A 19019-nucleotide genomic window follows, 5' to 3' on the forward strand; every position below is an offset into this window, starting at 1 on the left:
TTCCCTTCCTGCTTATTATTTAAAGCCTCTAGATAAATTGGCTTGATTTTCGTTTTCTATTGTATCTATGACTAAGGAAGCAAGATCATGGGCTGTGAAACGAGTAACTGGACGGCATAACCGATATACATCAATTTTACCCAGAATACTCGCAGTAGTATCAAAATGCCATTGCATTAAGCCAGATGGGGAAATTATAAAATTTCGATACGTATGGCGGAACAAGGTAAGGAATCGTTCAAGTTTTGGGGTTGGAACTAATTCAATTTGCTCATTCTCTGTTTTGACTAGTTCAAATACTCCTGCAAGCGGTATAGGCTCAGGAGCAAATTGGGCTGGCACCGGTATGGCATATTTGGTAGCTCTATGGATAACGGGACGATAGCTGCTTGATTCCATACCAAGCTCATTTAGGCTTTCTAACCATAATTTCTGCTGTGGATATCCTGGTGTAATATAAGGAATATGGTCTGGCGATATCGTCACAGGAATCACATCATCACTCAAAAGTCGATATCCTTTACTTAGAAAAGTAGATGCTAAAGTAGATTTACCAGCACCTGATTCACCTACGAAGGCATAGGCCTTTCCATGAACAACAACGGCACTCCCATGCAGCGGCAAAATTTTACGTTGCATCATGATCGCGCCCATACAAGTCCCCAGCAAATAGAGGCGGAGTTCATCCTCGCCACAACCTTCCTGAGGTTGAACCGTAATTTTGCATCCATTTTGTATGGAGTAGATAGCTGAATTGGGGACTTCAAACATAACTAGGTTTTCTCTAATGACAAAAGACTCGTTAGGAACAGCTAACATGGACCATAAGCTCGATAACTCACCGATTTCAATCGTAATATCACATTGTTCAGTATGGTTTGCAACCCTTAATTCAGGTAAGCAAATCTCGCTGTTTATGTTTAATCCAAATGCTTTATACATGGCTTTTTCCTTAGTATGTATCATATATATTATTCTCCCTAAGTGATTAATTGGGTAATATTTAGAAAAATACCCCTACACTTTTAAAGGTATAGGGGGTACTGATTAAGCTTAATTTAGCTGCTATGTACTGGGTGTAAACAGCTTGCATTGGATTCAGGTAAATCAGAATCATGTGTGTCAAAACAGTCCGGATTTGCTTTCCCTGGTCCACCCATAGTCAAGCTAACATCAAGAACTTCCAATACTGGTACTTGCCAAACTTGCTTCATATGCTCACCTCCTCTCGTGTAATCTTTTTCATAAACCGATAAATCATTAAACTACGTGTCAATATTTTAAAATCAGAATCAAACGCGAGCTCAGGACGGGGCTCATGCCCGATATTGGCGATGGCCTGTTTCAATACATCGATATTAAGCATCTCTGAAACAAGAGGGTCACGGATAAGCTGGTTTAACTCTTGGTTAAAAGCTCCCCAGTTTGACGCTAGTCGAGGTATAATATCAGCCGATTGTACGCCACGAACCTGTTGATTTAATCTCACTTTATCTGGCAACATATTTTTGGTTGCTCTTCGGATTAATGATCGTTGCAAGCCACCTAGAACATATTGCTCTTCCGGTACAGCCAGACAGAAGCGTATGACTCTTAAATCATTGGTAGGATCACGATCCCATAATGAGTACCGTAAAGATAGTTTCGTAGTGGCAGTCCCGTTTTTATTCCAATGATATAGCTGTTCAAAGTGCTTTTTCCTGACTTCATTTGGATCTCCTATGGATGTCCCTTTTAGATCAAAACCATGTTCCTGAAGTCTTGCAAAAACATTTGTTCTTTGTGCAAATGATGCACTAATGAGTGTTTGATTTTCATTTTCAGAAGACATATGTAGGGAAGAACTTCGATGCATGGATGGAAATGCTTTTTTAATAACGATAGGAAGGATGACTGATTTTCCTGTTTGATAGTGATGACAATAGTGATCAAGCTCTTGATAAAGTCGTGCCCACCTTAACTTTTTAAAAAGAGACGCGTAATAATTAACTGTCATGCTCCAAGATCCCCAAGAAATGGAGTAATTGCCTCTTGCCCCGCTTAACAGTACCTTTACCCCTCTTTGATTGGCTTTCTCATAAATTCCTTTTAACCAAAAGAAGTTTTCGAAAAACTTATACGGCGCTCCCATAAGCTCCAGGGAATCATCAAGATCAGTTAGGGGATTGTTCCCTGCAAAATTGTGATAATGATCCGAAATATTGCCTACATAATCTACCGTTGCTTTTATAAAAGGGCTTTCATCGGCTGCATAATTATGGGAGGTCCAATCTTTAAAATGATCTTCTGGTATGTAGCTGAAGGTTTGTAATTGTTTATTTCTCTCACTTAATGCTTTTGCTGCAAAGCTAACTACTGCACCAGAATCTAGTCCTCCRCTCAATTGTGCTCCAACCTCGCCATGAGTACGAGTTCTAGCTGTAACAGCCTCTTGGAATACCGCCTGAAATGCCTCTTCATATTCTTCATTTTTCTTGAACTTCAATTGCTCTTCAAAAGATATTTTGCAATATCTTGAAAGTCTGACTTTCCCATCACATATTGTGATGCTGTGCGAAGGAGGAATCTGTTCAATGTTTTTGTAAGCAGTCGATAACGTATCTACTGTATCAACCATACCTGGTATAACCAGGAAGTCGGCAAACCAAAGCTCATTTATACTTTTTGAAACATATGAAAGATTGAGCAGTGGTTCCATCGTTGTACAGAAGGCGAACCGATTGGGATCCCGATAAAAGTAAAGTGACCGCGTTCCAGAAAAGTCCCTAGCCCCAAAAAGCAGCTTTTTCCTCACATCCCAAATCATGAAGGCAAAGTCGCCCATTAAATACTTCGGAGCTTCCTCTTCCCACTTTAAATAAGCGAGTAAAATCAATTCACTATCTGTCATATTCTTTCTTGATGTATGATCTACTTGAAGTCTTTCAAACAATTCTTGTCGATTGTCAATAATCGCGTCTGCGGTAATCGCCAATTGCTTTTCTTCACTAAATCGAGGTAACCTCTCACCAACCGACTCAGGAGTAATCCACTGCGCATGACAGCCAAGAAATATGTTGTCACTATGCCAAATTCGAATATCGTCCGATGGATATTGCCTTAAACCTTTCATTAAAATCATGCCATCTTCTATATTCATAGCCTCATGGTTCATATAATAAATTCCACTGATTGCGCTCAAGCATTTTCCCACCTTATGTATTTTGATTGCAAAAAATGGACACTGCTATGCGTCGTTCGCTATTACGTCTCAATTTGTTCTTTATAAAGAACTTAACTATAAGTTACATCCTTATCTTAATAATGTCAACTGGGAATTTCTACTAGCTTCAAATCCAACAGTCACTCCCATTAACATTCATTCGATACGCATTGTATCACCGCAATTGCACAAGTACAAGTGCGAATAGCTACACCCTATTTTACTCAAGTAGAATGTGGCTTATGAGTGTTGCAGCGACTATTCGCGTCTTCCAGGTTGATCCCGCCTTATTCACTAGATACAACTTTCAGCTGCAGCCATTCCTTCAAAGCTATGCATAAAAACATGCTGAAATGTCTCACATCTCAAGCAATGTGCAAGCGGAATTGTTGTTTGGTAATACCCCGTTTTAAAAATTTTCCTCGCATGACTCTTGTCCATTATCACCTGACATTCGACACAAAATACCTTTTCAAAATTCACCATTTTCACGTCCCCTTATATATGACTAAATGTCGCATCATGTTACAATATGTATATATAAAATATTATACGATACAATTCGTAACTTAACAAGAGGGGGAAACGATATTTAAATACATTTTGTATCTAGTCAAATGAATGTCTGCTTTGATATAATAGTCTTCTGGTATATTTCATTAATAATGGTGGATATAATGGTATAAGTTAAAACGAACAGTGAGGACTGATCAAACTGAAGTATGGAGATCGTATTGCGCTCTTACGTGAAAAAAGAAAGCTTACCCAAGAAGAGCTATCCATCAAGATAGGTATTTCTAGGGCATCCCTTTCTCACTATGAAACAAGTCGTCGTGAACCTGATTATGAAACAATAAATAAGATAGCGAACTTCTTTGATGTGTCTATTGACTACCTGCTAGGCCGTACTAATGTAGAAGATACGGTCCTAGACCAAGATGTCCGCGATTTTGTCGAAAATCTAGATCTAACCGATGAGGGAATCTTGCAAAAATTCTCCTTAACGGTGGATGGTAGACCTCTATCTTCGGAAGAGGCAAGACGGTTCATAGCTTTTGTTAGAGCTGAGCGTTCTTTGGATTAGGTTGTAAATTAACTCCAAACGCTCAGCCTATCATTAATTCTTGACGCCAATATACTTCAACGTTACGGATGGCGCAGATTGATTAAATAGATCCCTAAGCACGGCTACATTTTTGGTTTTTAAATAGTAATGATAGCCAAAGGTCTTACGTAAGGTGTGTGTGCCAATATCCGTTAATCCTACCTGCTTGGCAGCCTGGTTCAGAATCCGATAAACACGAATTCTTTTGATAGGGTTACCCGTTCGTTGGGAAGGGAATAAATAGCTTTCATCGTCCATATATTGGACATAATCCTTAATATACGCCTTAAGTTGGGCAGACAGCTGAAACGTCTTGACTTTACCCGTTTTCTCCTCGCGTACACTCACAACATTCCGATCTACCACGTCTTTTACCCTTAGATAGAGAAGATCACTAAGATGGAGACCGGAATTAATTCCAATTGTGAAGAGAAGCCAGTCTCGAATCGATTGTTCCCTCAACACTTCCTGGATCTGTTCAATTTTCTCTTGTTCTCTAATTGGTTGAACAACTTGCATGAGTAGAATCTCACCTGCCCTTCATCAGTTTTATAGTTTTAGTTACGAATTGTATCGGACGAAAGCCGATAGGTGTTGATATTTTCTATTCCTCCTTCTTTCACTACATTATGTTACATATTGTATCACAATTCAAAGAAATGATCTATGCCTTTTAATGTTCTCGAACTCCAATTTTCATTATGTTATTCTTAATAAAGAACAAGTACCTCCGCGGCCTCGGCTAGCGGAGGTACTATTCCTCTACATTCATGTTGTCGATAAGACAAATACGGTAATTTCTGGTCTGCAATTGAAACGCACCGGAAAAAGCGTCGTTCCGATTCCACGATTCGTATATATATGAAAATCAGAGCCTTGAAATCTATATAAGCCGATTGAGTATTTCTGTCCTAGATCTGGCGTAAACAAACTCCCGTAAAAGGGTATTCGAATCTGTCCCCCATGGCTATGGCCTGAAAGCTGCAAATCAACAGGATATCTTCTTGCCCAGTCTGCGAAATCTGGCTCATGAGCAAGTAAGAGGACAAATTCGTCCTTAGGCACCCCTTTTAAGGCAAGCTGTAAATTCGGATGACCATGAAACATTTCATCAACACCAACCACATGAATGCTTCCGTCATCACGCTTAATTTCTTGGTTCTCATTAACTAAGACGACAAACCCTGATTGCTCCAATATCTGTTTGACGCGAGAGGAACCCAGTCGCATATCATGATTGCCAAGCACGGCAAATTTCCCTAGAGGCGCCTGAAGTTTCGATAAATAAGGAATGACATCATCACTAATTTCACCTTGCGTAGAATCGAACAAGTCACCAGTAAAGATGAGAATATCTGGTTCTTGGCTTTGCAACATATCAACTAACTTCGTTAACTGGGATGTGCCAAAATAATGACCTATATGTGTGTCACTGAATTGAACAATTCGCACCCCAGCAAACGATTCAGGATATCGTTGAAACGAAAGATGTACTGTAGTAGTCTGAATCCAGTACCGTTCTCCGAAAATGCCATACAAGCTGCTTCCCGTTAGTAACATGCCAATAGAACCTATACCAAATAGTCCTTTTTTAAGAAGAGTTCTGCGACTTAAGGGTTTGTTATTCATCGTAGGGTCCTCCCCCACCGTCCGTCCTATAGGTCTTATTACATAATCTGGCGCGGTAAATGTCGAGTTATAGGTAAACTGGAAGGTGATACAATTTGTATAATTTTAATATTTTCGGGATTGATTTCATGGAAAAAACGTGCGATAATACACGTAAAGATACAAAATGTATCTGACAAAGAAGTGTTCTGGAGGGGTCGGTTGTGAGTATGATAAATCAGCTAAAAAGCGAAGAAATCGATGCAGAATGGATTACACTTATCATGAGCGCTCGTAAGATGGGACTGACAATGGATGATATCCGCGCCTTTCTTAAGAACCCTTTTCAGCCTAAGAAACTTGGGCAGAACTCGACCGAGAACGATCCTTGTATTTCCTCATAAGGACAATAGGCAAGGACGGAAAAGAGAACCTTACTTGTCATCGTTAGGTCGCTCCATTCTCCATTTATTGAAATCCAAAAATTCCCGAAACTGTTGCTTATCTACTCCAGAAGTCATTGCTTCTCTAATAATTTCAAACCATTCCTGATCTAGTTCTCGTTCACCTGTCATGGCCTCTTCTTGATCGTCAATCAGTCTCTCGACAGGTACTTTTAACACAGCAGCAATTTTTTCTAAAAATTGAATCGAAGGATTCTTCTGAATATCCCGTTCCAAACTGCTAATATACGATTTGGCTACGCCTGCCCGTTCAGCCAGTTCTGTCAAAGACAAGCCTTTTTCTTTCCGCAATTGTTGAACCCGTTTACCAATCATCGTAGATCTTCCTTTATATTAAAGTAATGGTTTCTTCTTCTAGTATAGCAGAATTCCTTCTAAAGAACAAATTTTGTTCCTAATAAAGAACACCGATAACCTCGAAAAAGGCTATTGGTGTTCTTTGCTTCTCACAGGCGACAAGGTAATCCCATTATTCACCTTTTCGTGATACCATTTCATAAACTCCATCAAGATTTTATAATCATGGATAAGTTCTTTATTGATGCCTGAATTCACTAGATCCGCAATAAACTCCATCCATTCTTGATCAATCTGTTGCTTCGTTTCCGCTTCTTCAGCAATTTTGAGCAACATTTTCAAATCAACATTGAGTACGAAGGCGATCCTCTCCATGACATGAATAGAGGGATTCTGTTTCAAGTTTCTCTCTATGTTGCTTAAATAAGACTTCGAGATACCTGTACGTTCGGAAAGTTCAGATAGCGTGTACCCCCGTTGTTTACGCAAATTGGAAATGTTGTAACCAATCATTGATATCATCACTCCACTGTGACACTTTTGGTCAGATTTCTTGGTTTATCAATATCAGCTGCTGCTCGTCAACCTCTTTCGCATTTAATGCGGATAGATGCCCTTCTCAATGTCGCTGGCACCCAAGTTTACTTCTACCTTGATCATTTCGCTATTCAAAATCGCAATTCCAGCAGAATCGTACCCTCGATACCACACTTTAGTTGAACCCTTTTATTAATATTCTTAATAACGAACGATTAGGCAGTAAGTTAGGAGAAGTTACGAGCGACTAAGCGCTAATCATTTTCGCTTGTAGGATGGCTTTTTGAATACAGGTGATCACTCTTGTCTGTTCATCATCTGACATATTTGAGCCGGATGGCAGACAGATGCCAGTCTCAAATAATTGCTCAGATATGCTTTCATAATCCGAATGGGCATAATAGGCCGCGCCTTTGAATAACGGCTGCATATGCAGCGGTTTCCATACGGGTCGAGCTTCAATATTTTCTTCGGCCAGAACATGTAATAGATACTCAACAGAAACGCCTGCTTCTTTCGCATTCAATGTCATCGCTGTTAACCACCTATTTGATCGAGTATAGGGCAACTCTGGCATGAATCGAATACCAGGAACATCCGCTAACTCTCGATAATAGCGTTCAAATACGGCTCTTCTTGATTCGACTCGTTCTTCCAGAACAGCTAATTGCGCTCGGCCAATTCCTGCTAGCACATTGCTCATACGGTAATTGTATCCGATTTGGCTATGTTGATAATGAGCCGCGGAGTCCCGTGCTTGGGTAGCTAGAAACCGAGCTTTATTCAATGCCTCAGCATCGTTGGCAACGAGCATTCCCCCGCCTGACGTTGAAATGATTTTGTTTCCATTAAACGAGTAGATGCCAAATCTGCCAAAAGACCCGCTTGCCCTCCCCTTATAAGTGGAACCAAGGGATTCCGCGGCGTCCTCAATGATGGGAACCATGAAAGCATCACAGATCGCGGTGATTTCGTCCATTTTGGCGCTTTGCCCATATAAGTTTACGACAATGATCGCTTTGGGCAACTTCCCCTTCTTGCAAGCCTCATTCAACGCACGTTCTAAGGCTTGTGGCGACATATTCCAAGTGTCTGGTTCCGAATCGATGAATACAGGCGTTGCTCCCTGGTACACAATGGGGTTCGCACTTGCCACAAAAGTAAGACTTGAGCAGAAAACGAAATCACCTGTTGTTACTCCCAGCAATTGGAGCGCGAGATGAATTGCTGCTGTTCCCGAACTAACCGCCGCTGCGTCTTTCGTTCCCACATGGGAAGCAAGCTCCTTCTCGAACGCATCCACATGAGGTCCAAGCGGAGCGATCCAATTTGTATCAAAAGCCTCCTGGATATACGCCTGTTCGTTACCACTCATATGGGGAGGAGACAGATAAATTCGTTTTAGTGATGTATACATGGTTGGGGTTCACGACCTTTCTATTTGATTGAGTGCTTAACAGCACTCAATGGGTTCACACTGTTATCCGACTTATTTATAATTTTCGCTGGGGTGCCTACGGCTGTGCTATAAGCAGGTATATCATGAATAACTGTGGTTCCAGCTCCGATCATCGTCCACTCGCCAATCGACTTTCCAGGAATAACTGTCGCTCCAGCTCCTAGAAATGTCCCTTCCTTAATAACAACGGCCCCTGTCATCGTAGCTTTGGGCGCAATATGGACATAGTCTGCAATTTGACAATCATGCTCGACAATGGCTCCGGTGTTGATAATCGCATGGTCCCCAATTTGAGCATCCGCGTTAATAACCGTGTTAGCCATGACGACTGTTCCCTGCCCAATGATGGCACTGGGACTTAGTATTGCTGATTCATGAACTAAGGTATGATAGCGCTCGTTACTGAGCCCTATTTCATCAATGATTGACTTTCTCACTTCATTATTCCCAATTGCGACGATACACTTCAGTTCAGAATCTCGCTCAAGCAGCGCGTGTACAGAACTGATCGGACCTTTATATAACTCATCTTGCTTATGAAGATCAGCATACTTATCATCGAGAATAGCAACGATACGATCACTCTTCCGCGAATGAATGAGATCTCTGATTACTTTGCTGTGGCCACCCTCACCTATCACAATCAAATCCACGAATAATCACATCTCTTATGAAAGATTGGAGCCAGAAAATTTCTCCATCGTGACATGTTTGCCATGACTGATTCCCTCTGACTTGACTACTTTGCCTACGGTTAAGAGTAAAATTTTAATATCTAATAAGAAACTTCTATTTTCCACGTACCAAATATCCAGCTCGAATTTATCTTCCCAGGAAATTGTGTTTCTTCCATGAACCTGAGCCCACCCTGTTATGCCTGGTCGAACTAAATGGCGCTTGGCTTGCTCTTTCGAATAGAGCGGTAAGTAATCCATCAGTAACGGCCGTGGACCAACTAAGCTTAAATCACCTCTAATGACGTTGATTAACTGCAGTAATTCATCGAGGCTATATTTCCGAAGAAACTGCCCAAAACTGGTTAGCCTCATGGCATCTGGCAGTAATTGCCCTTCACTATCACGTTCATCCGTCATCGTGCGAATTTTCAAAATGTTGATCGGTATTTCATGTAAACCTGGCCTTTGTTGCTTGAAAAAAACCGGCGCTCCGAGTCTCAATCGTACTAAAATAGCCACGAACGCAATGACGGGCAGAAATAGAATAAAAGCAGGAATCGCTACGAGTAAATCGAATAATCGTTTCATATTACATCTTCTCCTACATTTATTTAGCTACGACTTCACTTTCCTCGACATAACCATGAGGATTAGTGCTTTGCCAACGCCAGGAGTCAAGGCACATCTCATCGATGCCCTTCTGGGCAACCCATCCCAACTCGCGTTCAGCTTTCGAAGGATCCGAATAACATACACCAATATCACCTGGTCTTCGGGACGTTATCCGGTAGGGAACATGTCTGCCTGTTACACGTTCGAATGCAGCAACCATTTCCAAAACACTGTAACCTTGGCCCGTCCCTAAGTTATAAGCCTCTACACCTGAGCTTGACAGCACCTTCTCCAAAGCTTTCAAGTGTCCACGTGCCAGATCTACAACATGAATATAGTCTCTCACTCCTGTACCGTCCAATGTTGCATAGTCATTCCCGTACACCTTGAGTTCTTTCAACTCTCCGATGGCAACTTGCGTAATAAATGGCATTAAGTTGTTCGGAATTCCGTTAGGATCTTCCCCTAATCGACCACTTGCATGTGCCCCAATTGGGTTAAAGTAGCGAAGCAATGCAATGCTCCAATCGTGATCGGATCTATGCAAATCTCGCATCATTTCTTCAATCATCAGCTTCGTTCGCCCATACGCGTTGGTAGCCCCTAGGGCTGTCTCTTCTCCGATCGGTACAATTTCTGACATGCCATATACCGTCGCAGATGAACTGAACACGATCTTCTTGACCCCATATTCCTGCATAAGCTCGCATAATACAATTGAACCCGAGATATTGTTATGATAATAGCGCAGAGGTAATGATACGGATTCACCTACGGCTTTAAGCCCTGCAAGATGAATGACAGCGTCAATATGATGAAGTCGAAATACACTTTCTAGATCCTGTCTATGAAGCAGATTAATTGGATAAAATTCGAAAACTTTGCCCGTTAGCTCCTTCACTCGTCGCAACGACTCTGAACTGCTGTTTATAAGATTATCAACCACAATAATTTCGTAGCCTGCATTCAAAAGTTCTATGCACGTATGACTTCCGATATAGCCAGCGCCTCCTGTAACAAGGATTGCCATCTGGATAACCCCCCTCTACATCTCAAAATTTTAGAAAATCACTTTGATAGATGATGTTTAATGTCACAACATTTTCATAGTAAAAGTAAATGAGATATAAGCCTAGAATGGCGTAATAAACCAGTTTCTGCTGCTTCTTCACGAATAAACTAATCACCCATGAGATGAGAAGCACATTGTATAAACCGAAGTAGATTGTAAACCTGGCGAAAATCCAATTCTGTGTTGCAACAGCCATCACGATGAAATTCAATAATGACATGTTGACCACGTAATCACCGAAAGGGAAAATCTCACGAAGCTTATGCCTTCCGATATAGGCTAATACCAAGGGTATTGCACTAATCGCGACACGAATAATGTTGGCTCCGCCCTCTTTGAAATTCTGGTACTCGCTATAATGTGTATCCGCAATTGCTGAGAATATCACATCAGATATCACACCGTACCCTATAATCAATATGACCGAGAGTGTCAGCAGTACCAAGGTAGAGGATGTCCATGCCTTTCTCCTAACAATGTAATAGATAGGAATCAGGATTAGTGCACTTCCATGGAAAAGTGAGGCGAATCCAACGATGAGAAAGTATTTCTTCCAGCTTCCCTCGAATAGAAATTTAGTCGCTGCGAAGGCAATCGCTGAAGCAAGAAATTGTCTGACGCCATTCATGGAAACAATGTAAAGCCCTGACGTGATATAGATATAAATGCTTAATTCGAAAAGCCTAGAGTATTTGTACAGCACATAGACAATTAGAATATTTGTTACTGCAGCTGTAATAAATATTAATAACTGCGGATCTTCCGTAAAGGACTTCAAAATCATCTGTAAAATCCCAAAGCCAATGTCTTTCCCAGCCATGACTTCATCCCATGTGAAATCACTTAATCGATACGAATGCATATAGAAAAACGTATCGCCGATGTTATTGCGCAGACCCGCAATGACGGTAAAAGTTGCCATGACGATGGCTGTCAGCCATGTATTCGGCTTCATCCATATATGCTGGGCACCGTTACGGATCGGCCTGGCAATGAGTCTAGAGAAATAAGCAGCTATATAAACGACAACCAGATTAACCCACAAAATAGCCATAGGAAATTCCTTTCGGGAGCTTAAGAGAGTCTTGTTTTGCGATTGACATACCAATAGAGGAGAAGACCCAACGGAATCGCGAGAAGGGTGAGAAGCTTAGCGGGCGTATCTGACATGAAACTGCGATTACCAGAGATCATACTACTGGATACATAATGGATCGACTGCTTAAATTTGAAGATCAGGCCGCCAAAAGGAAGCTTCATTAGTTCCTTTCGATAGAAAGCAAATCCTTTCGGGTTCCTCCGATACTGTTTCAGCATGTTCATCGAAGACCCATCGAGCAAGTATTCAACACAGCATAGCACTTCATTCATGAGCAGCATTTCATATTGTTCATCGAGTTTGTAGTACTTGTAGGCCAAGCCTACATATTTCTCATTTTCGAATATAGGGTATGGATACTGGCATGTTAATTCACTTCGATAGACTAACTTCTTGTCGCCGGTAACACCATGCTTGGTATACAACTCGAATAGAGTTGAGCGCTCAATTCCCTCTGGGAGTTTCGAGCCAATCACTCGTCCATCTGTAAAAGTGTCCAATCCGATGATGCCGCTTACCTGATCATTGCCATGCTTTTCCCAAAAAGAGAGAATATGCGAAACGGCATCCGGCGGCATATAGTCATCGGAATCTATACACACATTAAGCTCGGTATCAATCAGTTGATAGGCAGTATTATGCGCACCATGCATGCCTAGATTCTCTTGTCGGTGATAGCGAATCATAATTTCATTCTCAGCGATCCACCCCGCCACGACTTGCTCGGTCTGATCTGTTGAACCATCGTCGATAATAAGCCAAACAAAATCTTGCGAGGTTTGTCGCTTCAAACTCTCATAGCAAATCGGCAAGCAATATGCGCGATTAAAAGTAGGCGTAAAAACCGTAAGTTTACTCATCGTTCTATCACCTCGAAATACCTAAATAAAAACCCTCTGTCCAGGCGGCTGTATTCCTAATGTCATAGCCTTGATTCGATAACGCTAAGATGGGAATTTCCCTAGACTTGCTTCTTGCCATGATCTGCTTGATCTGATTGATCCAAGCCATCTGATCGTTTAGTGGCAGACGGTCTACCAATTGAATACCCAAATCTACTTCCGGCGTGATCGTATCTGAGATTAAGCAGGGCAGTCCAGCTCCTTGCGCCTCGACGAGGGTGACTGGCAAACCTTCATGCAACGAGGGAAACATGAACATATCAAATCCTTGAAGCAACCGCGAAATATCGCTTCGAACGCCGAGGAACTTGACCTTTTTAATCAAATGGAGATCTTTCACTTTCTTCTCCAGCTCTTCACGCAGCGGCCCTTCGCCTGCTAGGACCAGCACAGCTTCCGGCCTTTCTTGATGCAAGCGAGCAAACAGATCTAGGAGGAAAGCATGATTTTTTTGGTGGAAGAATCTACCCACATGACCAATCACATAGGCGTCGTCAGCGAGATGAAGTTCCTGCCGAACTTGAAATCTTAAAGCTGGCGAATAGGCAAATTGCTCCGTTTCGATACCATTTTTGATCACGACAGCGCGACTACCCTTGCTGGCAAATAGCCACTGCGCCGCCTTGGTCGAGCAGGCTAGGAAATGCGTTGCACAGGAGGCAATGTACGTCCCCGCCATCCATTTGTAAGCTCTAGCTGCGAGATTACCCTCACTGCTCGTGTTATGGCTATGTGCAATCCGGATGGGAATACTCGCTTTCTTGGCAGCCCGCAACACAAATCCACTCATCTTATCCATGTGAGCATGAACAATACGGTAGTGCGCATGCGCAGCAAAAAACTGATCTAACGCTTGAATATATTTCGTGTGGCCGACATCAGAGACATAAGGAATCCGATGGATAATCCCGCCCATTCCCGTAATCTCTGCATCGAAAACCCCAGGTTTACTGGTTAAGAAATCGAATTGAACCTTCGTGCGATCCACATTCCGATAGACATTCATGAGGAGCGTTTCTGCGCCTCCCCGATTCATATTCACTACGATATGCAAGATTCTTATTGGACCGCCCACATGACTTCCACCTTTTCATTCATAAATGAGGAATAAATAGCACTCTGTTCTTGTAAAACTTGTCGGATGGTATATTTTCTTTCAATTAACTCTCTGCCACGCGTACCTAGCTGTACGCTTGATGCTGGATTCCGCGTCATGAGTAAAAGCTTCTCCGCCATTTCCTCGTGGTCGTTAGGGTCTGTAAGCCAACCAGTCACACCATCTAGAATCAGTTCCTTGTGACCTCGATTCATACTCGCAATCACAGGTAAGCCGCAGGCCATCGCCTCCATGATATTCACGGGCAGACCTTCGCGCAGACTGGAAGCAACCGCAATATCGCACATGGGCAGCAACCGGCTGATGTCCGTTCGATAACCAAGGAAATCCACGCTGTCCTCGAGTTGAAGATGCGCAGCAAGCGCTCTGCATGAGGCTTGCAAGGCGCCCTCGCCAGCAAGCAGAAGCTTCACATGAGGAGCCTCCGCATGAATGGCGGCTAAGGCGCGAATGAGCATTTGTTGATTCTTATTCTGGTTAAACTCTGCTGCATAGAAGAGAAGAATATCCGTTGGACTGTAGCCCATGGAAGTCTTTAAATCTCCCTTTTGTTGTTCGCTTAACGACTGAAAACGCTCCGTATTCACGCCCACTCCATGGACGTGTTCAATGCGTTTTGCACCAAATTGCCTAGTGACGGCAAGTTCATAATCCTCGTCATTGATTGTAATTAAGCAATCCGTCATATAGGATAATGCTTTCTCGAGTGGATAGTAGATTAACCAATTCAGCAGAGGGGATCCTTTGCAAAAATGAAATCCATGCGCCGTATAGATCACTTTCGTGCCTTTACGCCGAGCCGCTCTTGCTGCCAGCCGTGCCAGCACACCTCCCATAGGGGTATGGCAATGGATCACATCGTAATGATTGGCATCGATCAATGCCTTCAATTCCGCATATGCTTGTAAATTCTTCCGCCCCAGCGGCGAGCGCTGAATCGGGATGTCGAACTTGGCGTCCACACATGGAAGTTCCATTTGCCCATTGGCGGCCATATGAACCTCCCAACCCTGCTCCTTAAACCATTTCAATACAGGCAAGTGAAAGGCGTTAAAGTGATAGTCGACTGTGGCACAAAACAGTACTTTTCTTGGCATCTGCATCACCTATTTAATTAATTCTTTCTCCATAAGTTCGGAAAGATAGGTCAGTAATCCGTATCTTAATTCTGGCCGCTGCAAGGCATACTCGATCGTGGTTTGAATAAACCCCATTTTCTCCCCTACATCATACCGGGTACCCTCGAATTCGAATGCATACACGGATTCATAACGATTGAGTTCAGCGATCGCATCGGTTAACTGAATTTCACCGCCTGCACCAGGAGCCTGATTACTCAAGATCTCAAATATACGCGGTGTTAAAATATAACGACCCATAATGGCTAGATTGGAAGGAGCTAGCTCTTTCGAAGGCTTTTCCACTAAATGATTAATGCTGTGGAATCGTGGTCTAATCTCGATCCCATCGACGATTCCGTAGCGCGAGACTTCATCGTCGGAGACATGCTTAACCCCAATAATGGAGGCATTATGGTATTCAAATTGATCCATCATTTGCTTGAGGCAAGGCTGTTCGGCTCGAACAATATCATCACCTAGAAGCACGGCAAAGGGCTCATTCCCAATAAATTTGCGCGCGCACCAGATCGCATGACCTAGTCCTCTGGGCTCCTTTTGGCGGATATAATGAATATCCACGTTAGACGATTTCTTGACTTCCGATAAGAGTTCGAACTTTTGTTTCTCTAACAAGTTCTGCTCCAACTCAAACGAGTTGTCGAAATGGTCCTCGATCGCTCTCTTACCTTTACCGGTCACAATAATAATGTCTTCGATGCCCGATTCTACAGCTTCTTCAACGATGTATTGAATCGTAGGTTTATCTACAATTGGCAGCATTTCTTTCGGCATGGCTTTCGTCGCGGGCAGAAATCTTGTTCCTAAACCTGCAGCTGGAATAATCGCTTTTCGTACTTTCATATAGACTGCTCCTTTTTAACCGACTGAAGATAGTGGTTGGGATGCATGAATGACATTACTGTTGCCGATATCGAGCAGACGCTCTCTAAGGCTTTCTTTATCCAACGTGGCATACAAAGCAATCATTTCTTTAATTTCATCCATATAAAGATCGGCTGTCTTGCCAACATAAATCTTCGAATATACTTGCTGTTCCTCGATTTCATCTGCTTTCAGCAGCTCTTCATATAGCTTTTCGCCTGGCCTTATACCGGTAAACTCAATCCCGATATCTTCCACGGAATTACCGGATAACTTAATGAGATTTTTCGCCAAATCAACAATTTTAACGGGCTCACCCATATCTAGGACGAAAATTTCTCCACCCTTCGCTAATGCGCCAGCTTGAATGACGAGCCTCGAAGCTTCGGGGATGGTCATAAAGTAACGAATCATGTCAGGATGCGTGACGGAAACCGGACCGCCCTTCTCGATCTGATGCTTAAACCTCGGAATAACACTTCCTCGGCTGCCAAGCACATTACCGAATCGAACCGCTACGAATTTGGTGCTGCTGCTTTGATCCATATCCTGAATGATCATTTCGGCCATCCGTTTCGTAGCACCCATGACACTCGTAGGATTAACTGCTTTATCCGTTGAAATCATCACGAACGTTTTCACTTCATACTTACTCGCCGCTATCGCAACGTTCATCGTTCCAATCACGTTGTTCTTCACCGCTTCTTCTGGGTTTCGCTCCATGAGCGGTACATGTTTATGTGCAGCGGCATGGTAAACAACATCCGGGCGATGACGATTCATTACAGCCAACATTTTCCGCGAATCTTGAATGTCCGCAATTTCCGTAATGAATTCAGTCTGAGCAAATTCGTGAATATCCTTAAGCTCCATTTCGATGGAATAAATACTGTTCTCTCCATGCCCTAATAAGATGAGCTTCGCAGGCTGAAACTTCGCAATTTGTCGGCAAATCTCAGAACCGATGGACCCTCCGGCCCCCGTCACGAGCACAACTTTGTGTGTAATGAATTCGGAAATACCGGCAATGTCGAGCTCGATCGGCTCCCTGCCAAGTAAATCTTCGACATGAACGTCCATGAAATGATTCACCGAAAGCTTGCCTGTAATCAGATCCTCCAGCATGGGAAGTGTTTGTGTTTTGGCGGATGTCTTCGCGCATTCCTGGACGATGAGATTTAGATTCTTTTTCCCAAGTGAAGGGATGGCAATGATGATATGATCGATATGCAACTCTTTCACCGTTTGCTCTATTCGTTTAACGCTGCCGACAACAGGAATACCGAGGATGTCCAGTTGATGGATGCGCAGATTGTCATCAATAAAAGCGACTGGCTGCAATTCGGTCTCACTATTTCTAATGAGCTGTCTGGCGACCATTAGGCCAGCTGAACCAGCACCTACGATCAATGTGCGCTTTTTAACCGTTGTTTGCTTTTCCGCCGTTCGGAAAAGTCTCCAACAGAAGCGAGAACCGCCGATGAGCAGAATATGTATCATCCAAGTTACAGCCAATAAACGGAAGTAAATATCTCCGACAATGAATTGCTGAACACACGCCACGGCAATGATCGAGAAGCTAACCGCTTTGACAATGAATAGCAATTCGGCAATACTCGCGTATTCCCACGCTTTCTTATACAATTTATACCCGAATGAAAATACATGGTGACTAGCCAACAGAGTAAGAGAACTTACAATCATTGGCGTTGTGATGACATGAAGATCTGCACTTAACAGAAATCGACTTACAAAAATGGACATGATGACGATAAAAGAGTCTATGAAGATTAATAAAGACAATCGTTGGCGATATGGCAAATAAATCCACCCCTCTCTTTAAAGTTCTTAAGTATAGGGCCTTCGCGAAAAGACCTTATAATTAAAAACTTTACATATCAGTAGGGCATCTAACCCTGCCTCGCAGCACACTTTTGACGACTTGCGTCTAAGGTCTTGTCAACCCACAGCATGCTCGAGTGCCTCCTTTGATAACTGTTAGGAGACATCACCGAATTGGCATACGATAATAGTTCTTTATAAAGAACGATATAGGACAATTACTCCTATAAAGAACAAAACTCTTATTAATTATTCTTTATAAAGAATATGTAAATGGAAAAAATAGCAGTTGTCCTGGTGCGGAGAACTTACATTCATTGTAGTTCTTTATAAAGAACATGTCAAGATGTAAAAAGCTAGAATGGATTTGGTTGTCATCCCAGCTCCAACGTTACTAATTACTTATATCTCCATCCTAACACCTCCATCATTATTCCTTGTTAGGTCAAGTTATTCATTCGTCATTCGTCATTCTCAATATCATGGCAGATTCTATGTTCATAAAATTATTAAGTTATTAACTCAAACTTCGCAGCTTGAAACAGGCAGGTAAGCCTTGAGATAACTGGGCAAACCAGCGATCCATTGTTGAAGTTGACTTTTAATTAGTTTCGAGAGTTTTTTACTTTCTACAGCGGCGACTTCGTTGATCAAATCGAGCTGTTGATGTAAAGCTATTACCCAATAAAAGCAGGGAAAAAATGTTGATAAAACCAGGGAATTTCACTTGACAAAACACATCATGCTTCAAGTAACGTGCTCATCAAGAGCGAAATGGGACTTATTATTACATTTAGCCAGGGAATTTCAAGGGTTGTGAACCTTCTGTCCAACTTAGCCTTGCTGGATGCGGCAGGCAGGAATCTGAAGGTCATCGAGGGGAGTCACGTCGGCCGAATTCTAGCTGACGTAAAAAGACAACGTGGAACAGTGGGTTAATCCGCTGTTCCATTTCTGCAGTGGATTAATTGGCGGCTGAAGCTTCGAGGCATTGGCAGGATGACGTTAAAAAGCTCAAACCAT

Annotated in this window: 20 protein-coding genes and 1 pseudogene; 3 read left to right on the top strand and 18 right to left on the bottom strand. The window is 42.5% G+C overall.

Features of this window, described 5'->3' with window-relative positions:
* Positions 1 to 15: 15 nt before the first annotated feature.
* The 3 genes from AC1DVJ_RS00935 to AC1DVJ_RS00945 form a co-directional block, all read right to left on the bottom strand.
* The gene (locus AC1DVJ_RS00935) at positions 16 to 966 is read right to left on the bottom strand and encodes a phosphoenolpyruvate carboxykinase (ATP) (RefSeq protein WP_477587668.1); all 951 of its coding nucleotides are present in this window, start codon (positions 964 to 966) and stop codon (positions 16 to 18) included.
* Positions 967 to 1058: 92 nt separating this feature from the next.
* The gene (locus AC1DVJ_RS00940) at positions 1059 to 1214 is read right to left on the bottom strand and encodes a paeninodin family lasso peptide (RefSeq protein ID WP_477587669.1); all 156 of its coding nucleotides are present in this window, start codon (positions 1212 to 1214) and stop codon (positions 1059 to 1061) included.
* Positions 1211 to 3181 (bottom strand): asparagine synthase-related protein, encoded by a 1971-nt coding sequence (locus tag AC1DVJ_RS00945; RefSeq protein ID WP_477587670.1) that lies wholly within the window; start codon positions 3179 to 3181, stop codon positions 1211 to 1213. The genes AC1DVJ_RS00940 and AC1DVJ_RS00945 overlap by 4 nt, the downstream gene beginning before the upstream one ends.
* Before the next feature lie 736 nt (positions 3182 to 3917).
* Here AC1DVJ_RS00945 and AC1DVJ_RS00950 point away from each other — a divergent pair.
* Entirely contained in the window at positions 3918 to 4286 is a 369-nt protein-coding gene (locus AC1DVJ_RS00950; protein ID WP_477588044.1) for a helix-turn-helix domain-containing protein, read from the top strand.
* 33 nt (positions 4287 to 4319) lie between these two features.
* Here the strand turns inward: AC1DVJ_RS00950 and AC1DVJ_RS00955 are convergent, their stop codons facing one another.
* Together AC1DVJ_RS00955 and AC1DVJ_RS00960 are read right to left on the bottom strand one after the other, a co-directional pair.
* Positions 4320 to 4826 (bottom strand): tyrosine-type recombinase/integrase, encoded by a 507-nt coding sequence (locus AC1DVJ_RS00955; RefSeq protein ID WP_477587671.1) that lies wholly within the window; start codon positions 4824 to 4826, stop codon positions 4320 to 4322.
* A 249-nt stretch (positions 4827 to 5075) separates the two neighbouring features.
* A complete protein-coding gene (locus AC1DVJ_RS00960) occupies positions 5076 to 5936 on the bottom strand; it encodes a metallophosphoesterase (RefSeq protein WP_477587672.1) in 861 nt (286 codons plus the stop codon).
* Between the two features lie 209 nt (positions 5937 to 6145).
* Between AC1DVJ_RS00960 and AC1DVJ_RS00965 the strand changes: the two genes are divergently transcribed.
* Positions 6146 to 6319, top strand: coding sequence for an anti-repressor SinI family protein (locus AC1DVJ_RS00965; protein WP_477588046.1), 174 nt, complete (start codon positions 6146 to 6148; stop codon positions 6317 to 6319).
* A 30-nt stretch (positions 6320 to 6349) separates the two neighbouring features.
* Here AC1DVJ_RS00965 and AC1DVJ_RS00970 read toward each other — a convergent pair whose 3' ends face one another.
* The 13 genes and pseudogenes from AC1DVJ_RS00970 to AC1DVJ_RS01030 all read right to left on the bottom strand — a co-directional run.
* Positions 6350 to 6694, bottom strand: a complete 345-nt coding sequence (locus AC1DVJ_RS00970; protein WP_477587673.1) for a helix-turn-helix domain-containing protein — start codon at positions 6692 to 6694, stop codon at positions 6350 to 6352.
* A 111-nt stretch (positions 6695 to 6805) separates the two neighbouring features.
* Positions 6806 to 7198, bottom strand: a complete 393-nt coding sequence (locus tag AC1DVJ_RS00975) for a helix-turn-helix domain-containing protein (protein ID WP_477587674.1) — start codon at positions 7196 to 7198, stop codon at positions 6806 to 6808.
* Positions 7199 to 7460: 262 nt separating this feature from the next.
* The gene (locus AC1DVJ_RS00980) at positions 7461 to 8630 is read right to left on the bottom strand and encodes an aminotransferase class I/II-fold pyridoxal phosphate-dependent enzyme (RefSeq protein WP_477587675.1); all 1170 of its coding nucleotides are present in this window, start codon (positions 8628 to 8630) and stop codon (positions 7461 to 7463) included.
* A gap of 20 nt (positions 8631 to 8650) precedes the next feature.
* Complete coding sequence (locus AC1DVJ_RS00985) at positions 8651 to 9325, bottom strand: acetyltransferase (protein WP_477587676.1); 675 nt, start codon at positions 9323 to 9325, stop codon at positions 8651 to 8653.
* A 15-nt stretch (positions 9326 to 9340) separates the two neighbouring features.
* On the bottom strand, positions 9341 to 9937 hold the full coding sequence (locus AC1DVJ_RS00990) for a sugar transferase (protein ID WP_477587677.1): 597 nt from the start codon (positions 9935 to 9937) through the stop codon (positions 9341 to 9343).
* A gap of 19 nt (positions 9938 to 9956) precedes the next feature.
* Positions 9957 to 10991, bottom strand: a complete 1035-nt coding sequence (gene galE / locus AC1DVJ_RS00995) for a UDP-glucose 4-epimerase GalE (RefSeq protein WP_477587678.1) — start codon at positions 10989 to 10991, stop codon at positions 9957 to 9959.
* Between the two features lie 22 nt (positions 10992 to 11013).
* Positions 11014 to 12087, bottom strand: coding sequence for an EpsG family protein (locus AC1DVJ_RS01000; protein WP_477587679.1), 1074 nt, complete (start codon positions 12085 to 12087; stop codon positions 11014 to 11016).
* A 20-nt stretch (positions 12088 to 12107) separates the two neighbouring features.
* Complete coding sequence (locus AC1DVJ_RS01005) at positions 12108 to 12992, bottom strand: glycosyltransferase family 2 protein (protein ID WP_477587680.1); 885 nt, start codon at positions 12990 to 12992, stop codon at positions 12108 to 12110.
* Positions 12993 to 12999: 7 nt separating this feature from the next.
* Positions 13000 to 14109: a glycosyltransferase family 1 protein gene (locus tag AC1DVJ_RS01010; RefSeq protein WP_477587681.1), complete on the bottom strand. Its 1110-nt coding sequence runs from the start codon at positions 14107 to 14109 to the stop codon at positions 13000 to 13002.
* Positions 14094 to 15248 carry a glycosyltransferase family 4 protein gene (locus AC1DVJ_RS01015; protein ID WP_477587682.1) on the bottom strand — a complete coding sequence of 385 codons (1155 nt, stop codon included), beginning with the start codon at positions 15246 to 15248 and terminating at the stop codon, positions 14094 to 14096. The genes AC1DVJ_RS01010 and AC1DVJ_RS01015 overlap by 16 nt, the downstream gene beginning before the upstream one ends.
* Before the next feature lie 9 nt (positions 15249 to 15257).
* Positions 15258 to 16133, bottom strand: coding sequence for a UTP--glucose-1-phosphate uridylyltransferase GalU (galU, locus tag AC1DVJ_RS01020; RefSeq protein ID WP_477587683.1), 876 nt, complete (start codon positions 16131 to 16133; stop codon positions 15258 to 15260).
* Between the two features lie 15 nt (positions 16134 to 16148).
* On the bottom strand, positions 16149 to 17975 hold the full coding sequence (locus tag AC1DVJ_RS01025; protein WP_477587684.1) for a polysaccharide biosynthesis protein: 1827 nt from the start codon (positions 17973 to 17975) through the stop codon (positions 16149 to 16151).
* Positions 17976 to 18518: 543 nt separating this feature from the next.
* Positions 18519 to 18680: pseudogene (locus AC1DVJ_RS01030) on the bottom strand (IS4 family transposase); the annotation flags it as partial.
* 72 nt (positions 18681 to 18752) lie between these two features.
* Between AC1DVJ_RS01030 and AC1DVJ_RS01035 the strand changes: the two are divergent.
* Positions 18753 to 18935, top strand: a complete 183-nt coding sequence (locus tag AC1DVJ_RS01035) for a hypothetical protein (protein ID WP_477587685.1) — start codon at positions 18753 to 18755, stop codon at positions 18933 to 18935.
* Positions 18936 to 19019 lie beyond the last annotated feature (84 nt).

This window comes from Paenibacillus sp. P4_A9 (assembly GCF_056402415.1).

What these genes read in the sequence shown, in the direction of transcription:
- AC1DVJ_RS00935 (WP_477587668.1), bottom strand. Translation starts at nt 966, where the DNA reads ATGATACATACTAAGGAAAAAGCCATGTATAAAGCATTTGGATTAAAC.
- AC1DVJ_RS00940 (WP_477587669.1), bottom strand. Translation starts at nt 1,214, where the DNA reads ATGAAGCAAGTTTGGCAAGTACCAGTATTGGAAGTTCTTGATGTTAGC.
- AC1DVJ_RS00955 (WP_477587671.1), bottom strand. Translation starts at nt 4,826, where the DNA reads ATGCAAGTTGTTCAACCAATTAGAGAACAAGAGAAAATTGAACAGATC.
- AC1DVJ_RS00960 (WP_477587672.1), bottom strand. Translation starts at nt 5,936, where the DNA reads ATGAATAACAAACCCTTAAGTCGCAGAACTCTTCTTAAAAAAGGACTA.
- AC1DVJ_RS00965 (WP_477588046.1), top strand. Translation starts at nt 6,146, where the DNA reads ATGATAAATCAGCTAAAAAGCGAAGAAATCGATGCAGAATGGATTACA.
- AC1DVJ_RS00970 (WP_477587673.1), bottom strand. Translation starts at nt 6,694, where the DNA reads ATGATTGGTAAACGGGTTCAACAATTGCGGAAAGAAAAAGGCTTGTCT.
- AC1DVJ_RS00975 (WP_477587674.1), bottom strand. Translation starts at nt 7,198, where the DNA reads ATGATATCAATGATTGGTTACAACATTTCCAATTTGCGTAAACAACGG.
- AC1DVJ_RS00980 (WP_477587675.1), bottom strand. Translation starts at nt 8,630, where the DNA reads ATGTATACATCACTAAAACGAATTTATCTGTCTCCTCCCCATATGAGT.
- AC1DVJ_RS00990 (WP_477587677.1), bottom strand. Translation starts at nt 9,937, where the DNA reads ATGAAACGATTATTCGATTTACTCGTAGCGATTCCTGCTTTTATTCTA.
- galE (WP_477587678.1), bottom strand. Translation starts at nt 10,991, where the DNA reads ATGGCAATCCTTGTTACAGGAGGCGCTGGCTATATCGGAAGTCATACG.
- AC1DVJ_RS01000 (WP_477587679.1), bottom strand. Translation starts at nt 12,087, where the DNA reads ATGGCTATTTTGTGGGTTAATCTGGTTGTCGTTTATATAGCTGCTTAT.
- AC1DVJ_RS01005 (WP_477587680.1), bottom strand. Translation starts at nt 12,992, where the DNA reads ATGAGTAAACTTACGGTTTTTACGCCTACTTTTAATCGCGCATATTGC.
- AC1DVJ_RS01015 (WP_477587682.1), bottom strand. Translation starts at nt 15,248, where the DNA reads ATGCCAAGAAAAGTACTGTTTTGTGCCACAGTCGACTATCACTTTAAC.
- galU (WP_477587683.1), bottom strand. Translation starts at nt 16,133, where the DNA reads ATGAAAGTACGAAAAGCGATTATTCCAGCTGCAGGTTTAGGAACAAGA.